At 71.1% G+C, this 16,808-nt stretch carries 11 protein-coding genes and 2 pseudogenes; 7 read left to right on the top strand and 6 right to left on the bottom strand.

Annotated features, from left to right (window positions below):
- Positions 1 to 787: pseudogene (locus tag ATM97_RS01155) on the top strand (polysaccharide biosynthesis protein); the annotation flags it as partial.
- A gap of 239 nt (positions 788 to 1,026) precedes the next feature.
- On the opposite strand, the gene ATM97_RS01150 reads toward ATM97_RS01155, so the two are convergent.
- Entirely contained in the window at positions 1,027 to 2,220 is a 1,194-nt protein-coding gene (locus ATM97_RS01150; protein WP_218716031.1) for a DUF3068 domain-containing protein, read from the bottom strand.
- Positions 2,221 to 2,366: 146 nt separating this feature from the next.
- Between ATM97_RS01150 and ATM97_RS01145 the strand changes: the two genes are divergently transcribed.
- Entirely contained in the window at positions 2,367 to 3,602 is a 1,236-nt protein-coding gene (locus tag ATM97_RS01145) for an acyltransferase (protein ID WP_218716030.1), read from the top strand.
- Positions 3,603 to 3,630: 28 nt separating this feature from the next.
- Here the strand turns inward: ATM97_RS01145 and ATM97_RS01140 are convergent, their stop codons facing one another.
- The 4 genes from ATM97_RS01140 to ATM97_RS01125 form a co-directional block, all read right to left on the bottom strand.
- Entirely contained in the window at positions 3,631 to 7,839 is a 4,209-nt protein-coding gene (locus ATM97_RS01140) for an alpha-(1->3)-arabinofuranosyltransferase (protein WP_218716033.1), read from the bottom strand.
- Entirely contained in the window at positions 7,820 to 7,990 is a 171-nt protein-coding gene (locus ATM97_RS01135; protein WP_218716029.1) for a DUF2613 domain-containing protein, read from the bottom strand. Before ATM97_RS01135 ends, ATM97_RS01140 begins: the two co-directional genes overlap by 20 nt.
- Before the next feature lie 67 nt (positions 7,991 to 8,057).
- Positions 8,058 to 9,173, bottom strand: a complete 1,116-nt coding sequence (locus ATM97_RS01130) for an isochorismate synthase MenF (RefSeq protein WP_218716028.1) — start codon at positions 9,171 to 9,173, stop codon at positions 8,058 to 8,060.
- Between the two features lie 57 nt (positions 9,174 to 9,230).
- Positions 9,231 to 9,698, bottom strand: coding sequence for a universal stress protein (locus ATM97_RS01125; RefSeq protein ID WP_218716027.1), 468 nt, complete (start codon positions 9,696 to 9,698; stop codon positions 9,231 to 9,233).
- A 114-nt stretch (positions 9,699 to 9,812) separates the two neighbouring features.
- Between ATM97_RS01125 and ATM97_RS01120 the strand changes: the two genes are divergently transcribed.
- The 3 genes from ATM97_RS01120 to ATM97_RS01110 all read left to right on the top strand — a co-directional run bounded on the left by ATM97_RS01120 (position 9,813) and on the right by ATM97_RS01110 (position 13,014).
- A complete protein-coding gene (locus tag ATM97_RS01120) occupies positions 9,813 to 10,991 on the top strand; it encodes a glycoside hydrolase family 3 N-terminal domain-containing protein (protein ID WP_218716026.1) in 1,179 nt (392 codons plus the stop codon).
- 85 nt (positions 10,992 to 11,076) lie between these two features.
- Complete coding sequence (locus ATM97_RS01115; RefSeq protein ID WP_218716025.1) at positions 11,077 to 11,676, top strand: TetR/AcrR family transcriptional regulator; 600 nt, start codon at positions 11,077 to 11,079, stop codon at positions 11,674 to 11,676.
- Between the two features lie 69 nt (positions 11,677 to 11,745).
- A complete protein-coding gene (locus tag ATM97_RS01110) occupies positions 11,746 to 13,014 on the top strand; it encodes a DUF5685 family protein (protein WP_308248324.1) in 1,269 nt (422 codons plus the stop codon).
- A 7-nt stretch (positions 13,015 to 13,021) separates the two neighbouring features.
- On the opposite strand, the gene ATM97_RS01105 is transcribed toward ATM97_RS01110, so the two are convergent.
- Positions 13,022 to 14,902, bottom strand: coding sequence for a VanW family protein (locus ATM97_RS01105; RefSeq protein ID WP_218716024.1), 1,881 nt, complete (start codon positions 14,900 to 14,902; stop codon positions 13,022 to 13,024).
- Between the two features lie 338 nt (positions 14,903 to 15,240).
- Here ATM97_RS01105 and gnd point away from each other — a divergent pair, with 338 nt between their 5' ends.
- Both gnd and ATM97_RS01095 read left to right on the top strand, forming a co-directional pair.
- A complete protein-coding gene (gene gnd / locus ATM97_RS01100) occupies positions 15,241 to 16,272 on the top strand; it encodes a phosphogluconate dehydrogenase (NAD(+)-dependent, decarboxylating) (protein WP_218716023.1) in 1,032 nt (343 codons plus the stop codon).
- 281 nt (positions 16,273 to 16,553) lie between these two features.
- Positions 16,554 to 16,808 (top strand): annotated as a pseudogene (locus ATM97_RS01095) (hypothetical protein); the annotation flags it as partial.

Below are 16,808 nucleotides of genomic sequence, written 5' to 3'. Positions count from 1 at the left end.
GCCCGCGCTGGTGGCCCTGGCGGTCGGCGGCGGCGCGGCGGGCGCGCTGTGGGCCGGGGCGGCGGGCATCGTCTGCGCGGCGATCATCGCCGGTCGCATCGCTCGATCGGCCGCGCGCGAGCAGGAACCCGATCCGCGCTCGCGCGAAGCTGCGGCCAAGAGCCGGGCGATCGGTGTGCTGCCGGTGCTGCGGGCGGTGCAGGTGCAGGCGGCGCTGATGGCGTTGTCGTCGGCGGACCTGATCGTCGTGCGGATCGTCCTCGACGACGTCGACGCGAGCCGCTACTCGCTGGGCACCATCGCCACGAAGATCGCGTTCTGGCTGCCGCAGGCGGTCGGGGTCGTGCTGTATCCGCGCATGGCCCAGCCCTCGCATTCGGCGCGCGCGATCCGCGACGCGCTGTCGGTGCTGTCGATCATCGGCGTCGTCGCGGTGATCGGTGCCGCGCTGGCCGCTCCGCTCGCCCCGCTGTTCGCCGGGCAGGACTACGCGCCGATCCAGGGCATGCTGTGGATGTTCGCCCTGCACGGCGCCATCCTGGCCGTCCTCCAGGGCGCTCTGCTGTCCGCGATCGCCGTCGAACGCACCGCGCTGGCCGCCGTCACCTGGATCGGCCTGGTCCTGGAGGTGACCCTCATGCTCACCTTCGCCCGCACCATCGGCGCCCTGATCACCACCGCCGTCTCGGTAGCCGCCGTGACCACCCTGATCGTCGCGGTCGTCGTCTTGCGCACAGCCGCCCGCACCACCACCCCGGCTCCGGCCCCGGCCGTTCCGGCTCCGTAAGTCGGCCGCGCGCACGGCCGGCCCGGCGCCGGTCGCTGCGGCGCTTGTAGGTCGCCCGCGTGCACCGCGAGCCGTCCAGCCCCGGCCGTTCCGGCTCCGAAGTCGGCCAACCGGCCCGCCCGCACCGCGACTCCGATCCGGCACACTCGCCCGCACCGCGATTCGGCGCGTCACCCGGATCCCGGAAACGACAACGGCCCCGGTCGTGATGACCGGGGCCGTTGTCGGGAGCTTGTCGCTCAGGGACGCTTGTTGATATCGATCTGCTCGGTCGGCGCGTCGTAGTCACCCCGGGTGAACTGGGTGGTCGGCGCGTCGTCGGCATCCCAGTTCGAGGAGGCGTCGTCGGGGGCCGCCGTGGGGGCGGGCGTCGGACGGGTGCCACGCGGGCTGGCGTGCTGCGGGGTGTTGCCACCGCGCAGGCCGAGGAACAGGCCGGCGAGCAGGGCGATCACGCCGAGGATGCCGAACACGATCGGGACGACGCGGCCGAACAGCGACAGCTTGTCGGTGTTCTCCTTGGCGATCGCGATCTGCGACTCGACGGTGTTCTCGTCGAACACGATGTGCGACTTGAGCGCGGTGACCTCGGGCTTGTCCGCCGAGCGGGCGTAGAACAGGTGGATCGACTCGCCGCCCTTGATGACGGTGCCGGTCTGCGGCTCGACCCACAGGTCACGCACGTTGGTGTAGTAGCGGGTCATGGTGACGGGCTGGTCGGCGGGCACGTCGGTGACGCCCCACTTCGACGCGGGCAGGGTCAGCCGGTTGGTCGGCGACTGCACGACGTCCCATGTGCTGGTGACCGGCGCGGTCATCTGGAAGTGGTAGACCTTCGTGTTGTTGATCTCGGTCTCTTCGATGAAGTTCGCGTCGAAGGACTTGCGCACGTTGATGTCGAAGTACGGGTAGGTCTTCTTCTCGGTGCCGATCGGGAAGCGGTAGCCGAGGCCGGTGTGCTGCACCGGCTCCATGACGCTGCCGTCCTTGTTGACGGTGACCGCGATCGAGCCGTTGGGCTCGGTGTCGACCGGCTCGCCCGTGGTGCGCGAGATGGTGACCCGGTCGATGGTCGCGGTGAGCAGACCCGTGTCGCCCTGCACGTCGGTGCGGCGCAGCGTCTGGCCTGCCTGCAGCGTCATCTCGTCGGCGTCGGAGGGCTCCTCGACGGTGACGAAGCGCTGCGAGACCAGCGGCACGTCCTTGTTCACGACGGCGGGGCCGTCGCCGGTGGTCAGCGATTTGGAGTCGAGGACAAGGCTGTCCTCACCCTTCTGGTTCTCGGCGATCGTGGTGATCTCGAGGTCGAGCGGAGTCTTGGCCACCTTGCTCACGGTGTAGGTGGGGATCATCAGCGCGGCGACGAGTAATGCCGCGCCCAGACCCACGAGCACGCAGGCGACCGTCCTTCTGGTACCGGCACTCAGTGCCATGCAAACTCTCCTCGTCGTTCGAACACGGATCCTCCGGTGGTCTGGTAAAGCACCCTAGGCCCTCGTGAGCCCCGACACTAACAGCCCGACCGCACAGTGTGCCGTGGTGCGCCCGGTAAATCGCCGACACGGCAGACTGGAGCGTGATGACGACCGCCACCGCCCCCGTTTCACCGCCTCGCGCCTTCAATCCCGCCCTCGAAGGGATGCGCGGGATGGCGGCACTCGGTGTGCTGTTGACCCACGTCGCGTTCCAGACCGGCGCGAGCGGGATCGCCGTGCTCGGCCCGATCCTGGAACGCTTCGACATGGCGGTCGCGGTGTTCTTCGCGCTGTCGGGCTATCTGCTGTGGCGCCCGCACGCGGCGGTCGCGCGTGGGCTCGGCGCCGCCCCGAGCACGGCGCGTTATCTGCTGCATCGCCTGATGCGGATCGTGCCCGCGTACTGGGCGGTCGTGGCGTTCGTGTTGGTGTTGCTGCCCGGCGCGGCGCAGTCGGCGAATTTGCGGGTGTGGGTGTCGAATCTGTTCCTGTTGCAGGTGTTCGTGCCGCTGACCCTGACCGAGGGCCTCACGCAGATGTGGAGCCTGTCGGTGGAGGTGGCGTTCTACCTGGTGCTGCCGCTGCTGGCGGTCGCGATCGTGCGGCTGCGCGGCACCGCCGCCCGCCTGCGAGTCCCGGTGATCTGCGCGCTGATGGCGGTGACGCTGACCTGGAACCTGTGGCCCGTCCCGACCCCGGACGGCATCCACGCCGACAACTGGCTGCCGGGCTATCTGCCGTGGTTCGCGGCGGGCATGCTGCTCGCGGAGCTGATCTACCAGGCGCGCCCCGGTACCTGGTGGCACCGCCCGTTCGCGAGTCAGCCGCTGATGTGGGCGATCGCGCTGGCCGCCTTCCTGCTCTCGGCGACCGAGTTCGGCGGCCCCGCCGGGCTCGAGCGCGCTCAGCCGTGGCAGTACGCGATGAAGATGCTGCTCGGCACGATCATCGGGTTCGGCCTGCTCGCCCCGCTGGTGCTGCGTCCCGGGAACGCGGCACCGCATCGCTGGCTGGAATCGCCGACCGCGGCCACCCTCGGCCGCTGGTCCTACGGCATCTTCCTGTGGCATCTGGTCGTGCTCACCATGGTGTTCCCGGTGTTCGGCCTGCTGCCGTTCAACGGCAACTTCCTCTACGTCCTCGGGCTCACCACCGCGCTCACCCTGCCGCTCGCCGCCGCGAGCTTCGCGTTGATCGAGGACCCGGCGCGACGACTGGCCCGGCGCTGGGATCAGGCCGCCACGGCGAAGGCAGCCGCCCGCAGGCAGGCCGCGTCGAGCCCGCCGCCGCGCGAGCCCGCCGATCCCGGTGGTGCCGCCCTGCCGCCGACAACGCGCTGATCGACGCCTGACGCCGCGCCGAGCAGGGTCAGCGTCGGCGACGCGGTAGCGCCGCGACACCGACCGCGATGACCGCGAGGACCGCGGGTGCCTGTGCCCACAGCGAGCCGCCCATATAGGTGGTCCCCGACCGCCACGTCCCGGTCGACAGCACGGCCGCCGAGATCAGCGTCCCCAGCCCCGCCACCCAGGGCGACACCTTCGCCGTCAGCACCGGCCGGTACCAGCTCCCGGCCAGCGCGAGCACCGAGCACACCGCCCCGAAGGGACCGGACACGACGGCCGCCACCCCGGTGAGCCCGATCGCGCCGATCCAGCGCGGACCCCAGGTCCCGGGCGCCGGACCGGGATCCGGCACCGGACGCCGCCGCGGAATCGCCAGCAGCGCCAGCGGGATCAACAGCAGCAACCCGCCGAAGATGGCGAGCCGGTACCAGCGGTCGGCCGGGAACGACACGGTGATCTCCCCGGTCGTGCCCGCCGGGACGAGCCACGCCTGCTGCCACCCGTCGACGACCACCGGCGCCAACTCGCGCCCGTCGGCGGTGTGCGCCTGCCAGCCGACATTGGTGCTCAGCGGGAGCACGAGCAGTCGCGTGCCCGGATCGGCGGGTGCCTGCGCGATCGGATCAGTGCGCACCAGCCGCAGCCGGTCGACGGTGAACAGCTCGGTCGGCGCGACGGTGAGGTCGGGATGCCCGGGCAGCAGTTCGATATCGGCCGCGTCCTCGGCGCACGCCCGCGCCGACACCGGTGCGCCGGAACGCAGTTCGTCGGCGGTGGCGGTGATCGTGGTGTGCACGGTGCGGCCGCCGATCGCGATCACGGGACCGTCCGCGCAGCCGATGGTGACCAGCCGGTCGTTCGCGGCGTGCGCCGGGTACTCGGGCCCGAGCACCTCCACCTCGGCGAGGCCGGGCGGCTGGGTGAGCACGAAGCCGAGCGCGGTGCGATCGAGCACCTCGTTCCAGCTCTGGATGCTGATCTCGATGCGATCGGTGACGGTGGGGTACAGCGAGATCCGCGCGGGTTCGCCGTGTTCGCGCTCGGGCAGTTCCCGCACCTGGGGCCCGTTGCCGAGATTCACCGCGACGGCGGTAGCGGTCGCGGGAAGTCCGCCGAGCGCGGTGGTGAGGTCGAGCCCGGTGACCTCGGTGGGCTCCGGAAGTTCCAGCACCAGTGTGGGTTTGGCCCCGGCGAGCCCACGGACGGTGGCCTCCGGCGCGGTCCAGGTGGTCTTCGGGTCGCCGTCGGTGGCGGCGAAGGCCGCGCCGCGCAGGTCGCCGACATCGGCCTTGCCGCGCGCCACCGGACGGGTGTGGTCGGTGAGCAGGGCCTCGAGCGCCGGGCCCGGCCGGGTGCGCACGGTCAGGTCGGTGGTGGCGGTGAGCGGTTCGGGAACGGCGAGGGTGCGGCCGAAGACGCCGGGCTCCTCGGCGGGCAGGCCGAGTCCCTTGCTGCAGTGCACCCGGTCGGGGCCGTCGAAACAGGCGCTGCGGCCGGGGAATTCCTGGCCGAGGTCCCAGCCGGTCACGGTGGTGCCGGGCGCGACGTCGGGCAGCACCACCCGGTGCCGGATGTCGACCCGCACCGGCGCGTCGCGCACGGTGTAGTCGTCGAGGGTCAGTTCGCTGATCCCGAACTGGCCACCGCTGGTGCCGGTCTCGGTCCGCGCGGCGGTGACCATGACCCAGTCGGTCTTGCCCGCGGGCAGCGGAACGGTCACCGGCGCACCGGGTTCGGCGATCCGCGCCGACACCGTGCCCCGGGAGGTACGGACTTCGACCCACTTCACCGGATCGCCCAGGGCGGCGGCGGTGGTGGTGAAACGCAGCGAGCCGGTGGTGATCGGCTTGTCCAGATCGAGCCGCAGCCACTGCCCGAGCGCGGGCTCGGCGCCGTTGCTGATCCAGGCGGTGCTCGGGTCGCCGTCGACGGCGGCGGCCGTCGAGCTGCCGGGCGCGGCGCCGCCGATCTGGGTGGCGTCGGCGGCGGAACTGGACGCGGTCACCTTCGCGCCGGACCATTCGCCCTGGACCAGGGGCGTGCCCTCGACCGGGTAGTCGGGCACCAGGTTGTGGGTGCGCCGGGCATCGTCGGCGGCGCGGACGGCGGAGTTGTGATTGTCGACCCGGCCGAAATCGGACTCGCGATCCATCGGCGTGTCGGTCAGCAGGACCGGCTTCGGCGGCAGGTCGGCGCGCGCCGCATCCGCGGTGAGAAGCACGGGGGCCGTGGGGTTTCCGGTGTCGCGCCGGATCCGTTCGAGCACTTCGGGGCCGCCCTGGACGACGGGTACCGAATCCAGCGGCACGGTGTAGGCGCCGGGGAATCCCGGCGGCGCGCCGGTCCCGCCGCGCACCTGCGCCGGGGTCCCCGGCGACGGCACCTCGACCCGGTAGATCTCGATCGCCGGGTAGGCGGGCTGGAGGTCGTTGTCGACGACCAAGCCCGCGTCCGCGGCGCGCGGCCCGATCAGCGCGCCGAATTCGGCCACCTTCGTCAGGCCCGGCGAGCCCTCGATCGCCCGGTGCGCCAGCATCGGCCGGGTCGAGCGGGAGGTCTCGGGGTCGAGGTCGTTGCGCAGCACCAGGACGCCGATGCCCTGGTCGGCGAGGGTGGCGGCCAGCCCGGTCGACGGTCTGCCGTCGGCGATGAGCCGCTGCACCGAATCCATCGCGCGGATGGTGCCCGGCGGATTCAGCGGGACCGAATCGCGCACGGCCCAGGGGGTACTGGCCAGCGCCTGCAACGGTTCGTCGCGGGTCAGCCCCCAGATCTGGCTGCCGAACGGCGCGCCGGGCACGACGAGCGCACGGGTGTCGGCGGCGTTGTCCGCCAGCCACTCGGCGGTGTCGGTCCAGTACGCGGGCACCCGGTCGTAGGCGCCGCGCGGCGCGAGCTTGCCGGTCCAGGCCAGCGAGGTGGCCAGGGTGAGCGCGGCCAGGATCAGCGCCGCGACCGCGACGATGCGGTCGCGTTCCGGATGCGCGAAGCTGTTGCGCCACTCGCGCAGCGGCACCGAGGCGGGCAGCGGCACCCGGCCGAGCAGATGGGCGAGCCCGACCACCAGCGGCAGCCGGATCAGCGGTTCCAGCTTGTGCACATTGCGCAGCGGCGCGCCGCCGGAGTCGAGGAACACCCGCACCGACTCGGCGAACGGACCACCGAGTTCGCCGACGTAGCCCGCGCAGATGCCGGCGAGCCCGACCAGCAGGATCAACGTGAACCGGCCCCGGTAGGGCATGGCCGACCTGGCCAGTCCGGCCATGCCGGCCGCCGCGAGCAGCCCGGTCGCCAGCACCGCGGCGGGCTGGGTGACCAGCACCGCGCCCGCGATGCGTTCCGGCGAGACGAACGGGGTCCAGCTGTCGGTGCCGCGCAGCACCTCGCTCAGCGAGGCCCACTGCGTCGTCACCCCCGAGGACTCGATGTAGTCGAGGAACGGCGGGCTCACCTTGCCGAGCAGCAGCAGCGGCACGACCCACCAGAAGGTCGCCAGCACCAGCAGCGGAATCCACGCGGCCGTGAACCGCCACCAGCGCCGATTCGGCCGGTAGGAGGCCCACCAGAGCGCGGCGGGCAGGAACGCGGCCACGGTCGCGACGGCGTTCACCGAGCCCATCAGGGCCAGCGCGAGGGCGCTACCGGCCGGGGAGAGCGCCCCGCCGCGCCGAATCCTGCGCACCGCGACCCCGAGGGCGGCCGGCGCCAGCAGCACCCACGGCGCCAGCATCATCGGCAGCGTCTCCGAGGAGATCGAGCCGAGCGTGGTGAGCACCCGCGGCGACAGCGCGAACGCGATACCGGCGATCACCCGCGAACCGCGCGCGCCGATTCCCAGCGTCTCGCACAGCTTGACGATGCCCCAGAACCCGGCCAGCAGCAGCAGCGCCCACCAGAGGCGTTGAGTCACCCAGGCGGGCAGGTGCAGCAGATGACCGGCGGAGAAGAAGGTGCCGTGCGGGAAGAAGTAGCCGTAGGCCTGGTTCTGCACCTGGCCCATCGGAGCTTGACTGCTCCACAGGTGCGACGCCCGTGCGAGGAACCCCAGCGGGTTCTGGGCGAGGTCGTACTTGGTGTCCGCGACGGTGAGCCCTGGCGCCTGCGCGAATGTCAGGACGAAGGCGGCTACGACCGTGCCGACGAACCAGCGCCAACCCAGTGGAGCCGTGTCCGGGTGCCCCGCTAGGGGGCGTGACGCGCGGGCGTCGGACTCAGCGGCTGCCGTATTCAGGAGCGTTGAGCAGCGAGGAATCCTTGTCACCGCTGCGGTCGATCTCCGGCGCCGTGTTCTGCTGCACCGCGGCCGTGATCGCGAAGACGGCGATTGCGCTCAGCAGGGCGCCGCCGACCGCGCTGGCAACAGCCGGAACAGCAAACTTCATCGCGCACTCCAATACGCTCGACGTCGGGGTGGTACTTCGGCCAACCTAGCAGGTGTCACCCGTCAGGTCAGTGTTCGGGCACGCCGCAACGCAGCGCGCCGAGCAGTGTGCGGAATTTGGCGGTGGTCTCGGCGAGCTCGGCCGCCGGATCCGACGCCGCCACGATCCCGCCGCCCGCGCTCGCGCGCAGGGTGCGCCCGTCGGCCGCGAGCTCGGCGCCACGGATCGCGACCACCCATTCGCCGTCGCCGTCGTCGGCGCACCAGCCGACCGCCCCGCCGTAGAAGCCGCGGCGCGGCTCGTCGGCGGTGATCGCGGCGAGCGCGGCGGCGAACGGCGTCCCGTTGACCGCGGGTGTCGGATGCAGCAGCAGCGCCAGGTCGAGCGCGGTGGTCGCCGGGTCGCGCAGCACGCCGTGGATCGGGGTGGCCAGGTGCCAGACCTGTTCGGTGCTCAGCAGTTCGGGCGCGTCGGGGATGTGCAGCTCGCGGCAGACCGGGGTCAGCTGCTGCCGGATCCACTCGATCACGTAGCCGTGCTCGTCGTGGTTCTTGGTGCTGGACAACAGCTCCCGGGCCTGGGCCGCGTCGGCCCGCGGATCGGCGAGGCGGGGCAGGGTGCCCGCCAGCGGATGCAGGCTGACGCGGGTGCCGTGCCGCGCGACGAGCACCTCCGGCGTCGCGCCGAGCAGCGTCTCGCCCGGTCGGCCCGCGGCCGTCAGATCCACCGCGTAGACATTGGCGTTCGGATGCCGGGTCAGCAGCTGACCGGCGACGACCTCCGGTTCCAGCGGCGCGTCGGCCTCGATCAGCAGGGTCCGCGCGGCGACCACCTTGCGCAGCTCGGTGCCGGGATCCCCGAGCTGTTCGATCAGCTTGGTCACCCGCGCCACGTGTTCGGCCGCGCTGGGCAGTTCGGCGACGACGCGGACCGCGGGCAGTTCCGGCAGCGCGGCGGGCCGCCACGGTCCGGCCGTGTGCAGTGCGGTCTCGGGCTGCCACAGCGCCGCGGGCTCGCCCGGATCGAACGGCAGCGCGCCGACGATCAGCCGCGGACCGGCTCCGCTGCCGGGCGAGGTCCACCGGCGCAGCGCGTCGACGGCCTGTCGCGGGTCGGGGTAGCTCGCGCGCACCCCCGCCGCGCGCAGCACCCCGTCGGGGCGGGCCAGCAGGAATCGGTTCATGGTGCTTCGACCATAGCTTCGCCGACTGTGCCCCGGAACCGGGGAGCGATCGAACTCTCAGTGCTCGGGCGGCACCAGCAACACCGGCCGGTGTCCGTGCTTGAGCACCGCCTCGGCCACGCTGCTGTGCAGCAGCGCGCGCAGTCCGGTGGCGCCGCGGGTACCGGCGACGATGATGTCGACGTCGAGCTCGTCGGCGCAGTCCACGATCGCGTTCCAGATCGTGGTCGTGCACTCGACGGTGCGCGGTTCGGCGTCGATCCCGGCCAGTTTCGCCAGGTGCACGCCCTCGGCGTTGATCTTGCGGGCATCGGTGTAGGCGATGTCCTCGATCTCCTCGTCGGGCACCCAGTCCGGTTGCATCACCCCGGCCAGCCCGGAGATGCGGGCGGCCTGGCGCACCATGGGTTCCCAGGCGGTGAGCAGGATCGCGCGCTCGGCGGTGAGGAAGCGGCCCGCGTACTCGATAGCCCGCTTGGCGTGTTCGGAACCGTCGTAGGCGATGAGCATCCGATCGCAAGCCATGACGACCTCCTGCGCTGGTACAGCGTCTTGTGCAGTCAGGTTACCCCCGCTGCGCGAGGTTCAATCCGGATCCGGTGCCGCGGGTCGCGCGGGAACGGGGCTACCGTGGAGCGCATGCGGAAATCGCCTGTGGTCGTGTTCGCAGTCCTGGCCGCCGTCGCCACCGCCTGTTCGGGAGGATCGTCGACCGAGACGACCCCCGCGGCGAGCAGCAGCGGCGCTCCCGCCTCGGCGCAAAGCACCGACGCGACGTCGCCCGTGACGGGCACGCCCGCGCAATCCGCTTGCGGCGCCGACTATCTCGCGAAACTCACCCAGCGGGAGAAACTCGCGCAGCTGCTGACGGTCGGCATCACCGGCGCGGCCGACGCCACGAACGTGGTGAGCACCGAGCAGGTCGGCGGCATCTTCATCGGCAGCTGGACCGATCCCGGCCTGCTGAACAACACTCAGTTGGACGCGGTGAAGGCGCTGGCCAAGGCGCCGTTGATGGTGACCATCGACGAGGAGGGCGGGCGGGTCTCGCGCGCCAAGAACCTCATCGGCGTCGCGCCCTCGGCCAGGGAGATCGCGCAGACCCAGACGCCCGAGCAGCACTACCAGAACACGCTGGTCAGGTCGAAGGCCCTGAAGGACCTCGGTGTCACCGTCGACTTCGCCCCCGACGTCGATGTGAGCAGCCAGCCCGCCGACAGCGTCATCGGCGACCGCTCCTACAGCGACGACCCCCAGGTCGTCACCGAGTTCGCGGGCGCCTACATCCGCGCCTCGAACGAGGTCGGCCTCGGCGCGGTCATGAAGCACTTCCCCGGCCACGGCTCGGGGTCCGGCGACTCGCACACCGGCGCGGTCCGAACCCCGCCGCTGTCGGAGCTGCAGAACAAGGACCTGGTCCCGTTCCGGAACCTGGTGAACTCCGGCGCGGCCGTGATGGTGGGCCACCTCGACGTGCCCGGCCTGACCGAGCCCGACGTCCCCGCCAGCATCAGCCCGGCCGTGATGTCGCTGCTGCGCGAGGGCACCGGCTACGGCGCGCCGCCGTTCGATGGACCGATCTTCACCGACGATCTCGGCGGGATGGCGGCCATCACCGCCCGCATGTCGATCGCCGACGCGGTGGAGGCGGCGCTGGTCGCCGGCGCCGACAATGCCCTGTGGATCAGTACCGACGCGGTGCCCGAGGTGCTCGATCGTTTGGAACAGTCGGTGGCGAGTGGCAAACTGCCCGCCGACCGGGTCGACGCCTCCGTGCTGCGGATGGCGCGCTACAAGGGCGCACCGCTGGGCTGCTGAGGCAGCCCGGCGACTGTGCGGCAAATGGGCACGGGCGAACTTACCTTGGAGTAATATAGGGGTTCACCCTGCGGTAGGAGAGTGGATGGCGGGCGGAACGAAGCGACTTCCCCGGGCGGTTCGTGAGCAGCAGATGCTCGACGCCGCCGTCGAGGTATTCGCACGCAAGGGCTTCCACGACACCTCGATGGACGCCATCGCCGCCGAGGCGAAAATCTCCAAGCCCATGCTCTACCTGTATTACGGCTCCAAGGACGAGTTGTTCCGGGCCTGCATCCAGCGCGAGGGCCTGCGCTTCATCGAGGCCGTCGCGCCGGCGGGCAACCCGCAACTCACCCCGCACGAGCAGGTGCGCACGGCGCTGGAGGGCTTCCTCGATTTCGTCGATCGCAATCGGCAGTCGTGGCAGGTGCTCTACCGGCAGGCAATCGGTCAGCAAGCTTTCGCGTCCGAGATCGACAACGCGCGCGAGCGCGTCATCGAGCTCACCGCCAAACTGCTCGAGTCCAGTGCCAAGCACGCCGATCCCGGCACCAATTTCGAGGTCGTCGCGGCCGCGGTGATCGGGGCGGGCGAGGCGATCGCCGACCGGGTCGCCGGCGGGCGGATCGAAGTGGCCGAGGCCGTCGATCTGCTCGACGATCTGGCCTGGCGCGGTCTGGCCGGTCGCAAGAAGGCCGAGTAGCGCGCCACCGGTTGCCCGCGCCGCGTCGACCTGCCATCGTGCTCGGCGAGAGGATTCACGACAGACGGGGTGGCAGTGTTCGGTGTGTTGAAGCCGTGTGCGCACGGCGCGGCGAAATACGGCATCGATCCGGGGCAGTGGCAGGCGCACATGTGTGGGCTGTGCCTGGGACTGCGCGACGGACACGGTCAACTGGCCCGCGCGGCGACCAACACCGACGCCATCGTGCTCAGCGTGCTCACCGAGGCGCAGACCGGCGACGTGGGCGCGCGCACGACCGCGGGCCCCTGCCCCCTGCGCGGGATGCGCCGCGCCTCCGTCGTCGCGGCGAACGCGCCGGGCGTGCAGCTGGCCGCTGCCGCCTCACTGCTGTTGGGAGCGGCCAAGATTCGCGACCACGTCGACGACGGTGACGCCGGTCGACTCGCTCGCCCGCCGATGCGCCGGGTCTCCGGCAAGTGGTCGGCGGCGGCGCGGGCGCAGGCCGACCTGATCGGACTCGACATCGGGCCGCTGGTCACCGCGATCGACAGCCAGCCTGCGCTGGAGGCACTGGCCGAGGGCGGCGGCCCTGCTGGCGCTGCGGGTTTCGGTGCGCTGCCCCGATCCTCCGTCGACCCGACCGTCACGACGCTTGGCGACGAGTCGCGCGTCCCGCCGATCACGCTCGATCAGCTGACCGGCCCGACCCAGCTCTGCGCCGCCACCCTCTTCGGTCACACCGCGACCCTGGCCGGTCGCCCCGACAACGTCGCGGCACTGGAGGAGATCGGCCGCCATGTCGGCCGCATCGCTCACCTCGCCGACGCCATCGAGGACCTCGAACGCGATCGCCTGCGCGGCCGTTTCAACCCGCTCGAGGCCACCGGCACCGATCTGCCCCGCGCCTATGATCTGCTGCGCGAGAGCGAATCCCGCGTCCGCGCGGCCGCCGCCGAGGCGAAGCTCGACCAGCTGCCCACCGTCCGCTGGGCCCTGCTCGACCCGCTGTCGGCGCTGCTGCGCAGGCTGGGCCAGGGCCTCGGCCTGGCCGTCGGCCATGTCTGCCGCACGTCGCCCACCGCGCGACAGCACGCGCCGTATCAGTTCCCGTCCCCGCCGGGGCGCCGCCCGAACCGGCCCGGCCCGCTCAAGGCGGGCGGGCTGATCCTGGGCGTCTACTGCACCGGTGTGGCCTGCTGTGTCGACCACACCAGCCCGTGCACCGGCGAGCAGAAGGACGCCTGGGCCAAGCACTGCGATTGCGGCGACTGCTGCGATTGCGGTGACTGTTGCGGCAACTGCTGCGGTGAGGACTGCGGCTGCGGCGACTGCTGCAGCTGCGACTGCAACTGCTAGTAAACCCTCACTCGCACTTCACGATCGGGATCGGGTCGTACTTCACGGTCCGGGTGTGCCGCGACACCTGGGCGCCGGTCTTGCGATCGGTGATCACCCGGGTGTCGGAGATGGTGAAGCCGGGCGCGCCCTCGGAGGCGATGCAGTCCTTGCCCTTGGGCAGGGTGATCTCCTGCGGCTCGGTCGGTTTCGACTTCTCGCCGGTGATCGACTCCACGTCGACGGTCTTGGTGCCCCACAGGCGCACGGTGATGTCCGAGCCCGTCGCGACCGTCTGGATGTAGATGCCGGTCGCGGTGTTGTTGCGGAACGCCAGGTCGATCGCCCCGTCGAACACGGTGGCTTCGCGCGCCGCCGGGTACCGCGAGATGTAGTAGCTGTGCTCGGTGTGACCCGCGTCCTCCATACCGGCGAAGTAAGCGGCGTTGTACAGCGTGGTGGCGAACTGGCTGATGCCGCCGCCGACCGCGGTGCTCGGCCTGCCCTTGTCGATGATGCCGGACTCGACATACCCCTCCGCGGCGGTGCGCGGTCCGGTGAACTCGTTGAGCGAGAAGGTATCTCCCGGCTTCACCACCGCGCCGTCGACCTTGGCGGCGACGGTGCGGATGTTCACCCCGGACGGGCCGCTGAAGCCGCCGGTGGTGAACTGGCCGACCATCTCGGTGATGCCAAGCGCGTTGGCGGCGTCGGTGGTGAGCTTCGGCTCGATTCGCTGGTACACCGCCTCGGTGGTGCGGTTGCCGGTGGCGGTGAGCAGCGCGGGCAGCTTCTCCAGCGTCTTGGGCCAGTCGACCTTGTTGCCCACCACGGCGGGCACCACCGTCGGCTTGCCCGCGCCGACGGTGAAGGTGGCGTCCTTGGGCTCCACCTCCGAGGTCGCCAATTGTGGTGCGAGCAGGGCGATCGCGGCGTCGTTGTCGATCTTGGGCGCCAGACCGCCGTTGCCGTCGGGCACGAAGGTGAGCACGCGGGCGATCTGCTCCGGCGTGAGCACGGCGCGAATGTCCTTGCCGCTCACCGTGATCGGCGCGGAAATCGCCGGAGTGGCGATATCGCGCAGTGCGGCCTGCACGGCCTCGGTCCGCACCGCGACGGGTGCGGCCACCACCGGCAGGTCCAGTTCGCTGCTCGACGCCCACCGCTCGGTGATCGTGGTGCGCGCGGCGGCGGTGTCGAGCACGCGGCCGGGCACCGGCGCGACCGCGACCGGCCTGCCGTTGTCGAACCGCACCGTGCCCTCGACGGTCGGGTTGTCGTGGACCTGGAAACCGGCCACCTGCTGATCCAGCGCCGCCCCGTCCACGGTGCTGACCACCTGGACGTCGCGGGTGCCGAACAGCGAGATCAGCCGGCGCACCGGGTTGAGCGGCTGGTCGCCGACGGCGTCCCAGGTGCCGTCCCAGTTCACCTGGAGCCCGGCAACGGCCGGCACCAGGCTGGCCTGCACGTCGCCGATCCGGACCGGGAGCGGGCGTTCGGCCCTCGGCCCGAGCTCGTCGTGGAGTAAGGCGTTCGCCTCGGCTTTGTCCATACCGCCGATGTCGACCCCGGCGACGACGGTGCCGCGCGGCACCTCGCCGATGCTCAGGGCCAGGTCGGCCAGGTAGGCGGCGGCGCCGACGGCGAACACGGCGCCGACGGCGATACCGATGCGCTTGGCCAGCTGTGGGGTGCCGGAGCCGGTCGGCGGCTGCGGGCCCGCCGGAGCGGGTGCGGGCGCGGGCGCGGGCGACCAGCCGTCACGGGTCACGGTGGCTAGGGGCTGGGTGGGCAGGGCGGCGGTGACGTCGGCATCGAAAGTGCGATTTGCTTCGAGCAGCTTGCGTAGTCCGACCTCGCCCCTTGGTCGGTCGGCCGGTCCGCCGACGTTCGACTCGCTGGGCACGGAGGTCCTTCCGTTGGGTGGTATGGCGTCGTCCTGGATCAGGTGCGCCCGGCCCCAGGTGTTTGCGGGGCCTCGGCCAAGGGTAATGGTGTTCGTCGCCCTCGGCACCCTGGCAACAGTGGATGGACAGCAGGAAGGCTCCGCGTAGTTGCCGGGTCGGGGGTCTGGCAACTACACGGAGCCGATCTGTTTATCGGCGTCCGTTCCGGGGCGTTACAGCCGTTTTTCCGAGCATTTACCGCGACCCGCTGACGGCCGCCCTGCGGCTGCGCGCGCTCGCGCGAGACAATCGCACGTGAGACTCGACACCAGGTAGCGCGCACAACGAGGGAGAACTGATGCAGCTGGGAATGATCGGCCTCGGCCGGATGGGTGCCAACATCGTGCGCCGCATCGTGCGCGACGGGAACACCGCGATCGGTCACGAACGCCATCAGGGTCACATCGACGAACTCAAGGCCGAGCTCGGCGACAGCTTCGACGGCAGCACCGACCTGAAGGAGTTCGTCGCCATGCTCGACGCCCCGCGCGTCGTCTGGGTGATGATCCCGGCGGGCGCGACCGGCGCCGCCATCGACTCGCTGGCCGAGCTGCTCGAGCCGGGCGACATCATCATCGACGGCGGTAACAGCCGCTACCACGAGGACATCAAGCGCGCGAAAGCGTTGGCGCCCAAGGGCATCCACTACCTCGACATCGGCACCTCCGGTGGCGTGTTCGGTCTGGAGCGTGGTTTCTGCCTGATGATCGGCGGCGAGGCCGAGCAGGTGAAGTACCTCGAGCCGCTGTTCGAGTCGATCGCGCCCGGCGTCGACGCCGCTCCGCGCACCCCCGGCCGCACCGGCGAGCCGACCCCGGCCGAGCAGGGCTGGCTGCACTGCGGCCCGGCCGGCGCGGGCCACTTCGTGAAGATGGTCCACAACGGCATCGAGTACGGCGCGATGGCCGCCTACGCCGAGGGCCTGAACATCCTCCAGCACGCCAACGTGGGCGCCGCGCACGGCGACGGCGAGCACTCGGCCGAGGAGACTCCGCTCGAGCACCCCGAGTACTACCGGTACGACCTGGATATCCCGGATATCACCGAGGTGTGGCGCCGCGGCTCGGTCGTCGCGTCGTGGCTGCTCGACCTCACCGCGAGCGCCCTGTACGCCGACCCGAACCTGGACGGGTACAGCGGTCGCGTCTCGGACTCCGGCGAGGGCCGCTGGACGATCGACGCCGCCATCGACACCGCCGTGCCGGTCCCGGTGCTGTCGGCGGCCCTGTTCCAGCGCTTCTCCTCGCGCGGCGAGGCGCTCTACGCCGACAAGATGCTCTCGGCCATGCGTAAGGCGTTCGGCGGCCACAACGAGCTGCCGGGGAAGTAGTCCGTATAGCGGGGTTGACACCCGCTCACCGGCCGTCCGGCGCTCCGGCGGGCGGCCGGTGAGCGGTTTTCGGGTCGGTTCGCCGATGCCGAAAAATCTCGGATGCTACCCCCGACGACCCCGCCTCGAGAGTGAAACGATAATCTTCCACAAATATGAGAACACGTTCTTGTTTTCCAGGACAACCGTCCAGTCCACCGGATACCTTCTGGTCAGAGGGGGATAGACCACTCGATGAGGAATTCGTCCCGGCCGACTTCGCCGGGGCTTGGAGGAAAATCATGATCCGGACTTCGCGTATCGCCGCGGGCGTCGCCACCACCGCTCTGGTCGTCGCCGGTGTCGGTGTCGCTCTCGGTTCCGGCACCGCCGCCGCGGCGGGCTCCTGCTCGATCAGCAGCCACGCCGAGAAGCGTGACGCCAGCACTGTCGGCATCACGCACGTCTACGACAAGACCGCCAGCGCCGAGCAGATCGGCGTCGGCACCTCGGTCACCTACAAGGTCGTCGTCGGCACCACAGGGATCGGCAACCCC

It is taken from the genome of Nocardia sp. MH4 (assembly GCF_019266065.1).
Classification (GTDB): Bacteria; Actinomycetota; Actinomycetes; order Mycobacteriales; family Mycobacteriaceae; genus Nocardia; species Nocardia canadensis.
Note: the sequence above shows the minus strand (reverse complement) of the source record. Positions and strands in the feature narration are given on the sequence as shown.